This window comes from Ureibacillus sp. FSL K6-8385, assembly GCF_038593155.1.
In the GTDB taxonomy this organism is placed as follows: domain Bacteria; phylum Bacillota; class Bacilli; order Bacillales_A; family Planococcaceae; genus Ureibacillus; species Ureibacillus terrenus.
This window is the reverse complement of record NZ_CP151968.1, coordinates 182,058-196,255: the sequence shown is the minus strand read 5'-3', so window position 1 is coordinate 196,255 and position 14,198 is coordinate 182,058. Positions and strand designations below refer to the sequence as shown.

At 44.9% G+C, this 14,198-nt stretch carries 14 protein-coding genes; 2 read left to right on the top strand and 12 right to left on the bottom strand.

Annotation, left to right across the window (positions count from 1 at the left end; genetic code table 11):
- Window positions 1-36: 36 nt before the first annotated feature.
- The 8 genes from NST62_RS00970 to NST62_RS00935 form a co-directional block, all read right to left on the bottom strand.
- Window positions 37-1,200, bottom strand: coding sequence for an anti sigma factor C-terminal domain-containing protein (locus NST62_RS00970; protein ID WP_342463039.1), 1,164 nt, complete (start codon window positions 1,198-1,200; stop codon window positions 37-39).
- On the bottom strand, window positions 1,190-1,714 hold the full coding sequence (locus NST62_RS00965; RefSeq protein ID WP_141601203.1) for a sigma-70 family RNA polymerase sigma factor: 525 nt from the start codon (window positions 1,712-1,714) through the stop codon (window positions 1,190-1,192). The genes NST62_RS00970 and NST62_RS00965 overlap by 11 nt, the downstream gene beginning before the upstream one ends.
- Window positions 1,715-1,855: 141 nt before the next feature.
- On the bottom strand, window positions 1,856-2,782 hold the full coding sequence (locus NST62_RS00960; protein ID WP_141601202.1) for an ATP-binding cassette domain-containing protein: 927 nt from the start codon (window positions 2,780-2,782) through the stop codon (window positions 1,856-1,858).
- Window positions 2,775-3,827 (bottom strand): ABC transporter ATP-binding protein, encoded by a 1,053-nt coding sequence (locus NST62_RS00955; protein WP_141601201.1) that lies wholly within the window; start codon window positions 3,825-3,827, stop codon window positions 2,775-2,777. Before NST62_RS00955 ends, NST62_RS00960 begins: the two co-directional genes overlap by 8 nt.
- A 14-nt stretch (window positions 3,828-3,841) precedes the next feature.
- Window positions 3,842-4,777, bottom strand: coding sequence for an ABC transporter permease (locus NST62_RS00950; RefSeq protein WP_141601200.1), 936 nt, complete (start codon window positions 4,775-4,777; stop codon window positions 3,842-3,844).
- Window positions 4,777-5,709, bottom strand: coding sequence for an ABC transporter permease (locus NST62_RS00945; RefSeq protein ID WP_328216047.1), 933 nt, complete (start codon window positions 5,707-5,709; stop codon window positions 4,777-4,779). Before NST62_RS00945 ends, NST62_RS00950 begins: the two co-directional genes overlap by 1 nt.
- 107 nt (window positions 5,710-5,816) lie before the next feature.
- Window positions 5,817-7,433 carry a peptide ABC transporter substrate-binding protein gene (locus NST62_RS00940; RefSeq protein ID WP_141601198.1) on the bottom strand — a complete coding sequence of 539 codons (1,617 nt, stop codon included), beginning with the start codon at window positions 7,431-7,433 and terminating at the stop codon, window positions 5,817-5,819.
- Window positions 7,434-7,696: 263 nt separating this feature from the next.
- On the bottom strand, window positions 7,697-7,990 hold the full coding sequence (locus tag NST62_RS00935) for an RNA polymerase alpha subunit C-terminal domain-containing protein (RefSeq protein WP_141601267.1): 294 nt from the start codon (window positions 7,988-7,990) through the stop codon (window positions 7,697-7,699).
- 286 nt (window positions 7,991-8,276) lie between these two features.
- On the opposite strand from NST62_RS00935, the gene NST62_RS00930 reads away from it, so the two are divergent.
- Window positions 8,277-8,498 carry a helix-turn-helix transcriptional regulator gene (locus NST62_RS00930; RefSeq protein WP_342463038.1) on the top strand — a complete coding sequence of 74 codons (222 nt, stop codon included), beginning with the start codon at window positions 8,277-8,279 and terminating at the stop codon, window positions 8,496-8,498.
- Window positions 8,485-8,901: a hypothetical protein gene (locus NST62_RS00925; RefSeq protein ID WP_342463037.1), complete on the top strand. Its 417-nt coding sequence runs from the start codon at window positions 8,485-8,487 to the stop codon at window positions 8,899-8,901. The genes NST62_RS00930 and NST62_RS00925 overlap by 14 nt, the downstream gene beginning before the upstream one ends.
- Window positions 8,902-9,037: 136 nt before the next feature.
- On the opposite strand, the gene NST62_RS00920 is transcribed toward NST62_RS00925, so the two are convergent.
- The 4 genes from NST62_RS00920 to NST62_RS00905 form a co-directional block, all read right to left on the bottom strand.
- Complete coding sequence (locus NST62_RS00920) at window positions 9,038-9,823, bottom strand: PhzF family phenazine biosynthesis protein (protein WP_342463036.1); 786 nt, start codon at window positions 9,821-9,823, stop codon at window positions 9,038-9,040.
- Between the two features lie 107 nt (window positions 9,824-9,930).
- Window positions 9,931-10,995, bottom strand: coding sequence for a branched-chain amino acid aminotransferase (locus NST62_RS00915; protein ID WP_342463035.1), 1,065 nt, complete (start codon window positions 10,993-10,995; stop codon window positions 9,931-9,933).
- A gap of 319 nt (window positions 10,996-11,314) precedes the next feature.
- The gene (locus tag NST62_RS00910; RefSeq protein WP_342463034.1) at window positions 11,315-13,450 is read right to left on the bottom strand and encodes an EAL domain-containing protein; all 2,136 of its coding nucleotides are present in this window, start codon (window positions 13,448-13,450) and stop codon (window positions 11,315-11,317) included.
- 522 nt (window positions 13,451-13,972) lie between these two features.
- A complete protein-coding gene (locus NST62_RS00905) occupies window positions 13,973-14,122 on the bottom strand; it encodes a hypothetical protein (RefSeq protein WP_181733153.1) in 150 nt (49 codons plus the stop codon).
- Window positions 14,123-14,198 lie beyond the last annotated feature (76 nt).

Below are 14,198 nucleotides of genomic sequence, written 5' to 3'. Positions count from 1 at the left end.
TGTTTGCGGGAGAATTCAAATCCATGATGGGCATGTTTAATGATAAAGCGCTCCGCCGGCATCTTTGTTGTACCAGTTCCAAAAATCCACTTCCCCCAAAGCCGCATAAATAACATGTTCGTTGCCGGCGAGTTTCAACAATTCCTTTGTAGGCCCCGTCAACACGGCCCCGTAGCATTTCACTCCATGTTCATCCACATATTTTTGTATATCTTTTATAGAGGTTTCATCATAATTCCAGATCACTTTTTCCGCCCACCGTTCATGTTCCGCCAATAAGGCCAAGCCGTTCTTAAAAGCTTTTTCGCGTATATGTCCGTCTCCTTTTTCCTGGTAAACGTCCTCCTCAACGAGGCTGTGCAACGCATATTCATGAATCCCCCACAAGGTTTCTCCCATGCTTAAAAGATGGGAATCTCTTTCCTCCTCGGTTCCCGTATCAACGGCATACCAAACAATTTCCACATCATAATCTTTCAAAATCTGATACATCTCATCAAAGGAATAGACATCATCCAGGCTGACCGCCAACTCCGAAACGGTTCCCTCCGGCAACATTTTTAACGCTTCCCAGGTTTCATTCGCCCCTCTACGATAAGACTCCTTTTCTTCTTCCTGCTGTGACGCGAACACTTGCGGATGAAGGAAATAGAGGTCCAAGTCATATCGGCCATCCACCCATTCCCTAGAAAAATTCAAGTGGTTCAATATCATTTTTCCATGGTATTTCCCGACATATCGTTCTTCGCTGCCCACCCTTTTCTGAAGGCTTCCTTCCAAATCCGCATTAAAAAACACTTTTATATTTGTTCCTCCGGCATCGCTGTAGACATTGGGCATCGTCATTTGCACGGCGGTCTGGATCACCCGGTTTGCATCGGTACCGATGAAAGCATAAATAATCCCTGTCGCCATCATCGAAATAAGGCTGATGATGATGAAAATATTGAAAACCACGATGGAAGTGGCAAACCGGTTTTTCCATTTCGCCTTGCAGACAATTTTGCGCTGTTCTTCCCGGGAAAGTTCCGGAATGGCCGGATCCGCATCCGGGGATGCCTGCCGTTTAAGATGTTCCTCCATGTACCGTCCGCATTCCCCGCAAGTGTGCAAATGCTCTTCGATGGCGCGCTCTTCTTCGGGCGTGCATGTTCCATGGAGATACGCATCCAGTTTTTTTCTCGTTTCTTCACACTTCATCCTTTTCACTTCCTTTCATTTTTGCCCGCAGCTCCTTCCTGATTCTGAAAAGCGACACTTTCACATTCGGGATGGACATGCCGAGCATATCGGCAATTTCCTCGCAGGAAAATTGGTAGTAATCCCTCAAAAGAATGAGATTTTTCTTATGGAGCGGCAGCCCTTCGATCAGCGCCAGCCATTCCTTGATGCGATGCCGGTTCATGGCCGTATCTTCCGCCGCTTCGGACACTTTTTTATTCAAGGTCTCCATGTCTTCCACATACGCCAATTTTTTCTCTTTCCGGATCAGATCGATGAAAGTATGGTAAGCCACTTTAAAAAGCCAAGGCTTGATTTTTTCATCGTTGTAGCTTTCAAGATAGAGGAAGGCGCGATAAAACGTTTCTTGCACGATATCTTGCGTCAGCTCCTTGTTTCTGCAAAGGGAAAAAATATAGCGATAGACGTCCTGAACATACAAAGCATAGATTTCTTCCAGTTTCATCGCTTCACTCTCACGCCCTCCTTTCACTATATCCACGTACGGGAAAGGAAAAAGTTACATCAAAATCAAAATAGAGGCAAAAAATTCATAAAAAAAGCTTGAGGGAACAATTTCATCCCCCAAGCCGACAAATCGGTGATTCAATTTTTCATACGGACAAAGAACATCCTACCGTTGCGCCTGCTGCACCCATTTTCTTACTTGTTCCTCCGTGCCGTATACGAAATGGCCCGGCACCGGTTCATGCATTGCGGCGGTATCCGGCGTTTCTTCATGGACGTAAGGTATTCTTTTCCGTCTCCGTTCCAAAATCGGATCCGGAAGCGGAACAGCCGACAATAACGATTTTGTATACGGATGGATTGGATGATGATAAATTTCTTCAGCTTCCCCAAGCTCCACAATTTTTCCCCGGTACATCACGGCAATCCGGTCGCTGATATATTTCACCATGGATAAATCATGGGCGATAAACAAGTATGTCAAATTCCGTTCTTCCTGGAGTTCCTTTAACAAATTGACGACCTGCGCCTGAATCGAGACGTCCAAGGCTGAAATCGGTTCGTCGGCGATTATGAAGCTCGGGTCCAGACTCAAAGCCCGCGCAATGCCGATCCGTTGCCGCTGACCGCCGGAAAATTCATGGGGATAGCGCATCATATGTTCACGGTTCAACCCGACCGCTTCCAACAAAGAAATGATTTTTTCCTGGCGTTCCTGTTTATTTTTATAAAGGCCGTGGATATCAAACCCTTCGCCGATGATTTCCCCTGCTGTCATGCGGGGATTCAGTGAAGCATATGGATCCTGGAAAATCATCTGCATTTCGCGCTTTAACCGCTTTTTCTCTTTTTTCGATTTGATTTGATGGACATTTTGGCCTTTAAAAATCACTTCTCCATCGGTGATATTATAAAGGCCGATGATGGAGCGCCCCGTCGTCGACTTGCCGCAGCCCGACTCGCCGACAAGCCCCAGCGTTTCCCCTTCATAAATGTGAAAACTGATTCCGTCAACCGCTTTGATCGGGTTCGAAGGAGGGCCGAAATATTGGGTCAAGTTTTTGACTTCCAGGATTTTATGGTTCTTATTCATTCAGTCCAGCCTCCTTCTTATATCTTTCCATCCTTCTTACGATCGGTTCCGGTATGTCAATTTTCGGCGCATTTTCGTGCAATAGCCATGTCTTCGCATAATGGGTTTCGGACACCTTAAACATCGGCGGCTCCAATTCGAAATCGATGGCCAATGCATATTGGTTCCGGGGCGCGAAGGCGTCCCCTTTCGGCGGATGCAACAAATTTGGCGGAGAACCCGGAATCGCATACAATTTTTCATCGCTTTTGTTGTTCAAATCCGGCATGGAACCGAGCAATCCCCATGTATACGGGTGTTTCGGATTGTAGAAAATGTCGTCGACCGTTCCGTATTCGACGATTTGGCCGGCATACATCACCGCCACCCGATCCGCCATATTCGCCACAACCCCCAAATCATGGGTAATGAAAATGATGGATGTATTGCGTTTCTTTTGGATCTCCTTCAACAATTCCAATATCTGCGCCTGGATTGTCACGTCAAGGGCTGTTGTCGGTTCATCGGCAATCAATAGTTTCGGATCGGCCGCAAGGGCAATGGCGATGACCACCCGTTGGCGCATCCCGCCGCTAAATTCATGGGGATATTGGTTGAACCGCTTTTCCGGCATCGGAATGCCCACTTGGCGGAGCAGCTCAATCGCCCTTTCCTTCGCCTCATGTTTCGGCACACTTTTATGCCTTAAAATGACTTCCATAATCTGTTTTCCGACACGGATGGTAGGGTTCAAAGCCGTCATCGGATCCTGGAAGATCATCGCAATGTCGTTTCCCCGGATTTTGGACATTTCTTTATCCGAAAGCGGTATCAAATCTTTTCCTTCGAATAAAATTTGTCCATCCGCATAGATTCCCGGCGGCTCCGGAATCAATTTCATAATGGCGTTGCTCGTCACGCTTTTCCCCGAACCGGATTCGCCGACGATCGCCAACGTTTCGCCTTCGTATAATGTAAAATCGACTCCTCTTACCGCCTGGACAAGTCCCGCGTATGTTTTGAAGTTGATTTTTAAATTCTTCACTTCCAGCAATGGTTTCTTCATGTTTCCGCCCCTTTCTACTTGCGCAGTTTTGGATCAAGTGCATCGCGCAAACCGTCGCCGACCGCATTGAAGGCAAAAATCGTCAAGGAAATGAAAAATGCAGGGAAGAACAAGCGCCAAGGCGCAACCCTCAAACCGCCCATTCCTTCCGAAGCCATCGTTCCCCAGCTGGCGATCGGCTGATTGACGCCCAAGCCCAAGAAGCTTAAGAAGGCTTCCGTAAAGATGGCTGTCGGAATCGTCAAGGTCATCGTGACGAGAATCGCGCCCAATGCATTCGGGATGATGTGGCGGACAATCAAATGCCAGTTGCTTGCCCCAAGCGTTCTGGCGGCCAGCACGAATTCGCGGTTCTTAATCGATAACACTTCCCCCCGGACAATCCGCGCCATGTTCACCCAACCCGTGATCGACAACGCGATGATCATCGGAAGGAGCCCTTGTTCCATCACGACAAGCAGAATGATGACCACCAAAAGGTAAGGGATTGCGGACAAAATATCCACGATGCGCATCATGATGTCATCGACGCGTCCCCCGAACAGGCCTGAAATGCTTCCCCACAACACGCCAATGATCAGATCGATGATGGCTGCCGTGATTCCGATAAACAATGAAATGCGCGCGCCATACCATACCCGGACGAAAACGTCCCGTCCCAAATCATCCGTGCCGAACCAGTGTTCTTTGGAAGGCGCTTCATTGTAAACGCCCAATTGATCCCGATAACTATATTGGGAAAACTCCGGTACGAATATTGCAAGCAATGCAATGATGGCCAGGATGAAAACGCCCGAAACCGCCAATTTGTTTTGTCTGAACCGGTACCACACTTCTTTCCAGAAGGATACGGTCTTTTTCGGCATCTGATCGCTTTCCGCAAGCCGCGGGCCGACCACCCTGAACATTTCCGGAGTCAATTCGCCGTACGTGTCATGCCGTTTCTCCATTATTTTCTTCCTCCCCCTTTCAGCTTAATGCGCGGGTCGATGATAGTATATAAAATATCTACAATCAAAACCGCGAACATCAGAATGATCGCATAGAATACGGTCGTTCCCATGATGACGGTATAATCCCGGTTTGTGATGCTTTGGACGAAATGTCTTCCCAGACCGGGAATCGCAAAAATTTGTTCGATGATAAAGCTGCCTGTCACAACGCCGGCCGTCAAAGGTCCCAGATATGTAATCACAGGCATCAACGCGTTGCGCAGCGTATGCTTAAAGACGATGGTCCATTTGCCGAGGCCTTTGGCGCGGGCCAATTTGACATATTCGCTATGGTTTTCTTCCAGCATGCTGGAACGGACCAATTTGGCAATATATCCGGCATGCGTCAGGGCGATCGCCAAAGCCGGCAAGACCGTGTACTTGAAGCCGTTCCAACCGGCCACCGGAAATAACCCCAATTTTAAGGAAATAAAGTATTGCATCAATCCGGCCAATACGAACGAAGGAACCGAAATCCCCAAAACGGCGATGGTCGTTGCAATATAATCCGGAAATCGGTTATGATAAAGCGCCGCGATGATGCCAAACAATACACCCAGCCCGACGGCAATCAGCATCGCTTCAAGTCCAAGGGCCAACGAAACAGGAAACCCTTCCGCAATAATATCGTTTGTGGACCGTTCTTTGTACTTCATCGACTCCCCAAAATCAAATTTCAGCGTATTGATCAAATAATCCTTGTATTGGATGTACCATGGATTATCCAATCCATATTTGGCATTCAAATTGGCTTCGATTTCAGGCGGGAAATCCCTCTCATTGGCAAACGGATTGCCGGGCGCCGCCTTCATCAGGAAAAAGGTTGCCGTAACAATCAAAAACAACGCAATCAAAATATGGATGATTCTTTTGATGATGTACTTCAGCACAAACCGTTCCCTCCTTTATCGGAAAATTCCGTACAATCCCGGAAATAGCGAAAGGCTGCTTGCGATCCATCTCGATCCCAGCAGCCTTTATACCTGTTTAAACAGAATTATTCAACTTCAACATATTTCAAATAAATGTTGCCCAAATTGTCCGGCTTCATGTTTTTCACATGGTCTTTTGCAACATAAAGGCTAGTGTAATAGTAGATTGGAGCAACCGGGAATTCTTCCATGATGATCGCTTCTGCTTGTTTCAATAACTCCAGACGTTTTTCTTCATCTGTTTGTTTGTTTGCTTCTCTTAATAATTTTGTATATTCCGGATTTTCCCAGCCTGTATCGTTGTTTCCGTTATCCGCAGAATCAAATTGCTCCAGGAATGAGTAAGCATCGTTGTAGTCCGCGATCCAGCCCAAACGTCCGACTTGGTAATCCAAATTTGACAGTTTGTCCAAATAAACCTGCCATTCGGAGTTGTCAAGCGTCGCATTGATGCCCAAGTTTTTGCGCCAGTTTTCCTGGATGAATTGGGCGATTGCGGAGTGGGCTTCACTCGTATTAAATGAAATTTTGATATTGATATCTTCCGGTTTGCTGATTCCGAGCTCTTTCATGCCTTGTTCAAGGGCTTTTTTCGCTTCTTCCACATCATTGTCTTTGAAGTAGCCGCGATCTTTCTCAAAACCTTTGATCGCAGCAGGCACCATGCCCAATGCAGGTTTCTGTTCGCCTTTTGTTACGTTGTCGATCAAACCTTGACGGTCGATTGCAAGCGCCAACGCTTTACGGATATTTTTGTTTTTCAGGATTTCATCCGTTGTATTGAACTTGTACCAGTAGATGGCCGCATAGTCTTCGATATTTAAAATGCCCTCTTTTTTGTATTGGTCGATTGCATCCAATGAAACTGTTTGGAATGGAGAACCCAAGAAATCAATTTCGCCGTTATCAAACATTGTCGTAGCCGTTTGTTCGGATTCAACCATTGTGATGTTCACTTTTTCAAGGGCAACGTTGTCAGCATCCCAGTAATCCGGATTTTTCTTTAATGTGATGTCTTTGTTGTGGTTCCAGGAATCCAACAGGAACGGACCGTTCGTTACATAATCTTCGCCGGCTTCCGTGTACCATTTTGGATTTTTCTCGGCCACGTTTTTATTGACCGGATAGTATGTTTTAAACGCAGTCAATTCCAAGAAATAAGGCGTCGGCTGATCCAATGTGACAACCAAAGTTTTGTCGTCTTCCGCTTTGACGCCGACATCATCGGCTTTCGCTTCCCCTTTGTTGTAGGCTTCCGCGTTTTTGATCGGGTAAAGGATGGAAGCGTATTCGGAAGCGTTTTCAGGATTCAATACCCATTTCCATGCATATTCAAAATCATGGGCCGTTACAGGATCCCCGTTTGACCATTTGGCATCCCGCAGTTTGAATGTGTACGTCAACTGGTCATCGCTGATTGTATAGTCTTCAGCCAATGCGTTCACGATTTCTCCGTCTTTGCGGGTCATCAAGCCTTCAAAAACGTTGTCGAGAATTGCGCTGGAAGTCGTATCCGTCGCCAATCCCGGATGCAGTGAAGGCGGTTCGGAAGGAATAACAAGATTAATTTCTTTTTTGCCTGAAGATTTTTTTCCTTCATCCTTGTTGCCGCCACCGCATGCAGCCAGCACCAAAGTGAGCGTCAACAGAGCTGCCAACAGTAACCAAAACTTCTTCTTCATAACTTTCCTCCCATCAACTTTATTAAATTTTTCATAAAATAGCACAAGTGTCATTTTTCTGACATTTGCCCTGTCCCTACCATCGTATCAAATTTTTTTATCAAAATAAACATTTTTTTATTTATCCAATTAACTTAATATTTTTGATATTTAATTTTTTGGAACAAAAAGGGATATCAATTATATTAGAAAAATAATAACGGGTTTATGCGCAACACGTCGAAAGTTTTCATCCGACATATCAAAAAGTTGCGCCGCGGGCATCAATCATTTTTGAACTTTAATCCCGCCTCTTCCAGCGCCTCTTTCATTTTCGACAGCGCCGATTTCCCTATGCCGTGAAGGGAAAGGATCTCCTTTTCGGTATAATTTGAAAGCTGTTCGACGCCAAAAATCCCTTCCCTTTCCAGCGCCCTTCTTGCCGGTGCGGAAAATTTGGACAGAAAGCCATCCGCAGGTTTCCGTTCCGCTTCGCAAACGGGGCAGCTGTCACAATCGCTGCTCTTGTAGAACTTGTGCCCTTTTTCGCAAATCCTCGGCGTTTTTTCCGAACGCACCATTACATCCCTCTTTCCTCATGCATTGATTCCAATTTGTTGCAGCTTTTCTTATACACGGACAGCTTTCCTTGCCGACCTCCGCAACAAACGGTGGCCGTCGCCATAAAGCTTTATTATCCTTTATACCTTTCCGCAAGCAAATGAAAACTTCCCAATTATAATTTTATTTTCGGATTATTGTAAGAAAATATCCCTCCAAATGTAAAGAAATCTTTACGCTCCGCGATCATATATGCTATTGTAGATGTAAAGAGTTCTTTACATCCGTTTGGAGGAGTGATCGGTGAAAGTCATCAACCATATACGGGAAATCCGGCAAAAGAAGGGAATCACCCAGGTGAAAATGGCGGAAGACTTGCAGGTTACCCGCCAAACAATTAATGCCATCGAAAAGAACAAATATAATCCGAGCCTTGAGCTGGCCTTGAAAATCGTGAAATACTTCGATGTGCCGATTGAGGAAGTATTTGAATTGAAGGAGGATGATGAGGATGGGGAGAAATGACCGTTCAGCACATGCAAAGCTTGTTGAAAATTGGGGGAAAATCTTCATTTATTCATGCTGTTATTTGGGGAGCCTTCTGGGGTTGTTCATCGGCTCGATTGTTTATGGCGAGTTTTTGAATGGGCCGTTTATAGGTTTTACATTCATCTATATCCTGTTCATCGCCATGCACATCATCAAACGGAAAAAGAATCATGTGCCTGACATGGATGAACGGATCGCCCGGAACCTGTTCCGGTTCATTGCCTATGCATCGCATATTTCTTTGGCCATTATATTCATCTCGGTGATCATTTTGGGATTGTCGGGGGAAGAATCCATTCCGCTTGTTTATTTATTCGGCTTTTTCATCGCCTACCTCTGGGCGGTCGGAATCGGCACTTTTATCATTAAGAGAACATGAAAAGAAAATCCGGCAAGGGTTCCTTCTTTGCAGGCCGGGCCGCAGCACGCACAAAAAAAGAGGCATAGCGCCTCTTTTCATTATGGCCGCGGTACGCGCAGCCGCTGCAGATGGTTGGCCGCGCATCATCCATTTTTCAGACATAAATCTTCCCTTCCATATAAACAACCGCTTCCCCGCCAATTTGAATTTCCATTCCCAAATCTTTGCAGTACAGTTTCCCTCCCCGCGGCGACAATTGCAGCGCCACAAACTCCTCTTTCCGCAGCATCTTTTTCCAATAAGGGACAAGGGCGCAATGGGCGGAACCCGTCACCGGGTCTTCGTCAATGCCGGCTTTGGGGGCAAAAAACCGGGAAACGAAGTCGGCCCCATTTCCTTTCGCGGTCGCAATCACCCCGAAGGCATCCAGCTTCTTCAGTTCCTCCAAATCGATTTCCAGATTCCTGATTTCTTCTTCCGTTTCAAACACCGCAAGATAATCCCGCGCCAAATACACTTCTTTCGGCTTTTTCCCCAAGCCTTTCACAAGGGCTTCCGGCATTTCGCAAGGTTCCCCTTCCCGGGATGGAAATGTCATCACAAGCAGGGAGCCTTCTTTGACGACAGTCAACAATCCGCTTTTTGTATGGAAACGCACTTCCGCAACGGACGGTTCCAAATAGTTGAACACCGCAAAGGCCGCGGCGAGGGTCGCATGGCCGCACAAATCGATTTCGGTTTTCGGCGTAAACCACCGCAATTCATATTCCCCTTTTTGCCGATGAACAACAAAGGCCGTTTCGGATAAATTATTTTCCATCGCGATTTGCTGCATGATTTCATCCGGAAGCCATTCATCCAGCACAACGACCGCCGCCGGATTTCCTTTGAAAGGTTCTCCCGTAAATGCATCGATTTGATAAATCGGCAATTCTTTCATCCGCCGCTCTCCTTTCCACACTCCTCCGAATGTTGCCATTCAGCTCCGGAACCAAAAAGCCCGCACCCCGTAATGCCGAGGTGCGGGTCCAGTGTTCCAAATTATGGTTAGATGCGCACAGTCCATCCAAATGGATCTTCAATTTTTCCGTACTGGATGCCTGTCAATGTATCATATAGCATTTGGGATACTTCTCCGATTTTTCCGTCGTTGACCACAATCCGTTTGTCCAAATATTTTAATTCCCCTACCGGAGAAATAACCGCTGCCGTACCAGTTCCGAATACTTCCTCGAGTGTTCCGTTTTCGGCAGCTTCGATGACTTCGTCAATGGTGATGCGGCGCTCTTCCACCGGAATATTTTTGGATTTCAACAATTTGATCATGGAATCCCGGGTAATACCAGGCAGGATGCTTCCTGTCAATGCCGGTGTAATGACCGTACCATTGATTTTGAAGAAGATGTTCATGCTTCCGACTTCTTCGATATAGCGTTTTTCGATGCCGTCCAACCATAATGTTTGGGCGTAGCCTTCTTTTTCCGCATTGAGTTGTCCAATCAATGAACTTGCATAGTTGCCCCCGGTTTTCGCTTCCCCGGTACCGCCCACAACGGCGCGCACATATTTTTCTTCCACCAGGATTTTTACCGGATTGATGCCTTCTTTATAGTAAGATCCACTAGGAGACATGATGATCATGAATAAATAGTTTTTTGAAGGATGTACACCCAGAAATGGTTCCGTTGCAATGATGAATGGACGGATATATAAAGATGTGCCCGGCGCATCCGGTACCCAATCCCGGTCGATATCCACCAATTTTTTCAACGCTTCCAACGCAAATTCTTCATCAATTGGCGGGATGACCATCCGTTCGTTGGAATGGTTCAACCGTCTGAAGTTGGCATCCGGGCGGAACAATTGGATTCCCCCGTCCGGTGTCCGGTATGCTTTCAACCCTTCGAAAACCGTTTGTCCATAGTGGAACACCATTGAGGATGGCTCAAGACAAATTTTTTGGTAAGGAACGATGCGTGGATCATGCCAGCCCTTTCCTTCCGTGTAATCCATGATAAACATGTGATCCGTAAAATAGTGTCCAAAGCCAAGTTCATCCGCAGCTGGCTTTTCTTTTGGACAGTCAGTTAATTCTATAGTGATTTCTGTCATAATAAAGCCTCCAGTATTTTGTCGAATATTCAGAATAATATTTCTGTTATTAAAATAGTATAATACTTTTATCCTTAATTGTTAAAAGAATATTTCGATGAAATCCAACTAATTTTTATTTATTATTGCTGTTTGATGAACTGTTTTTCGAAAATAGTAATTATCAGGGGATTCCCCTGCTTTGACTCCCCATGATATTGATGATGTCAAAACTTGAAAAACTGAACCTTCAAAAAATATTATCGTTATATAAATATTAATAAAAACTCCTGCAGCAATCTGCAGGAGCGTTGGATGTTTTGTTATGTATGAATCATGATCAATTATGTATATGGAAACCGTTTGTCCGGACAAAATCCTCAAAATCTTCTTTTTTCAACGGACGGCTGTAATAATATCCCTGTCCGAATATGCAGCCATCGTTTCTTAGCGTGTTCACATGCTCCTCGATTTCAATGCCTTCCGCTATCACTTTCAACCCAATTGTCTTCGCAAGGCTGATGATGGCTCTGACGATTGCTTTGCTTTCCTCGTTTTTATGTATATCTTTCACGAATAAAGCATCCACCTTCACCGTATCAATCGGAAGGTGTTTTATGTAACTTAAAGAACTGTATCCTGTTCCAAAATCATCAATCGAGATATGTATTCCGAGATTGCGGAGCCGTTTCAAAACCGGTATCATGCTGTTCATATCCGCAAAAATGCTTTCGGTCACTTCCAATTCAAGCAGATGGGGATCAAATCCCGTTTCCTTCAAGATTTGTTCGACCTGCCCGACAAAATTCGGATCTTGCAATTGACGCACCGAGACGTTGACAGCCACAATCAATTCTCCAAAACCCTTTTCTTGCCATTCTTTCGCTTGCCGGCAACTCTCTCTTAAAATCCACTCACCCAGCGGGACAATCAATCCCGTTTCCTCGGCAAGAGAAATGAATTTACCCGGCGAAATCGCCCCCAAATCCGGATGATTCCAACGGACCAAAGCCTCCACTCCAACAATCCGGTTATTTTGGATATTTAATTTCGGCTGGTATTCCAAAAAGAACTGCTGGTTCTTCAGCCCTTTCCGCATGGCGTTTTCGATGATTCGCCGCTCCAAAGAAACGCTTTCCAATTCCTTATTGTAAATCGCATAGTGATTTTTGCCTTTTTGTTTCACTTGCGACAAAGCCGAATCCGCATTTTTGATGAGCTCTTCCGGAGTTTTTCCATGCCCCGGATACAACGCAATGCCGATGCTGCAAGTCTGTGAATACTCCCTTCCATTCAAGTTCATCGGTTTTTGGAAGGCCTGAATCAGCCGATTCGCGACTTGCTTGGTTTGTTCTTCATCGATATCCTTCAACAGAACAATGAATTCATCGCCGCCCATCCGGGCCACAAAATCCTGATTCCGGATTACTTCACGAATGTTTTCGGCAGCTTTTACAATCACCAAATCCCCCGTATCATGCCCGAACTGCTCGTTCACCAATTTGAAGTTGTCCAAGTCGATGGACAGAATTGAAAATTTTTCTTTTGTCAATTGAATATCCATCACATAGGAACGGAACTCTTTCATAAAATGGGAGCGGTTCGGGAAATTCGTCAAACTGTCGTGGTATGATAAATGGTACAGATTTTGTTCCGCTTCCTTCAAAGCGCTGATGTCGCTCATGGCTATGAGGATGAAATCTTTTGACGGATTTTCATCATCATGGACGATTTTCATGTCCGCTTCCATATCAATATATCGGCCGTCGCCGTGGAGCACCCGGAACTCCAACTTGCGGAAATAGCCCGTGCCCGCATTTTTTTGTTGATGCAATAAAAATTGAATCTCCATTTTTAACAGGTCCACATCTTCCATATGTATAAGATCGAACAAATTTTGCCGCTCCAATTCCTTCAAATCATAGTGCAGCAGTATATTGAATGTCGGGGAAATGTAGTAAAACTTTCCGCCTTCATCGATCAGCGCGACAAAATTGTCGGAGTGCTCGGCAATCAATTCATATTTTTTATAGCTTTGTTTCAGTTCCTCTTCCAATTCCTTTTCTTTGGTGATATCCGTGCGGATGGACAAATACTTATACGGTTTTCCCTTTTCATCCAGAAAAGGGATGATAGTGGAGAGAACCCAATAATAAGTCCCATCCTTCTTTTTGTTTTTGATTTCTCCCTTCCATATATTGCCGCTTCCAATTTCCCTCCACATTTGCTTAAAGTATTCCTTTGGGTGGTAACCGGAATTCACGACACGGTGGGTTTTACCGATCAATTCTTCCCTTGAATATTGGGATATTTCGCAAAACAAATCATTGACATATGTGATTCTCCCACGCGCATCCGTAATGGCGACTATGGAGGTTTGATCTAATGCATATTTCAGCTCTTGCAGCTCTTTTATCTCATAAAGCAATTGTTGAATATCCTCCGGTTGATCGTGGTTTTTTGTTTTTTTGTCCATAAATGGTATATACTCCTTTATAAAAATAAAAAAATGTATATACAATATTCCCATTTTATAACTAAAATACTATAACAGGAAAATCATATGAATATATTTTTTGATAAAATTGCAATAGTTCCTTTCGTTTTAAACCATTTTTCCTGTTTTTTTAAAGTATAAGCGGAAGAATTTGTTTAGACAAGTGTTTTGGTAGGACTTCTAATATAAATTTCAACCCTGAATCGGAAAATTTATTTCCGGGATAAAAAAAGCTGTTCCGCAAGGTTTTCGCCTTGGCGGACAGCAGAAAAGGAGGTTTATGGGAATAAAGATGCAGGCTTGATGTGCGGAAAGTAGGAGAAATTGTTCCCCGAAGGAGTGTTTCGCGCGTTTTCCATCCTTCTCTCCATGCTCCAGCCGATTATGCGTTTTATACGTTCCGGCGTTGTCGCGCCGTTCCAAAAAACATTCCCCCGGGTTTTGGTTTTCATGGGAGGCGGCCATATTTATTTGAAATAAAAAAACGTTTAAGGCCCTCCCTTAAACGTAAACGCCGGCATCGTAAAAGAAACTGCAGATGAACCCTGAAATGATGCAAACAATGGTTGCGACGATGATAAAAATGCCCAAAAAATATAATGCATCCCCAAACAGCTGCTCAAATCCATAACTTAAGGGAATATAGGCCATTCTTTCCCCTCCGCTGGCATAGAATCGTTTATTCTTTGATATATGCATAAGGGAAGAAACTGTTACTTGCAAGGGG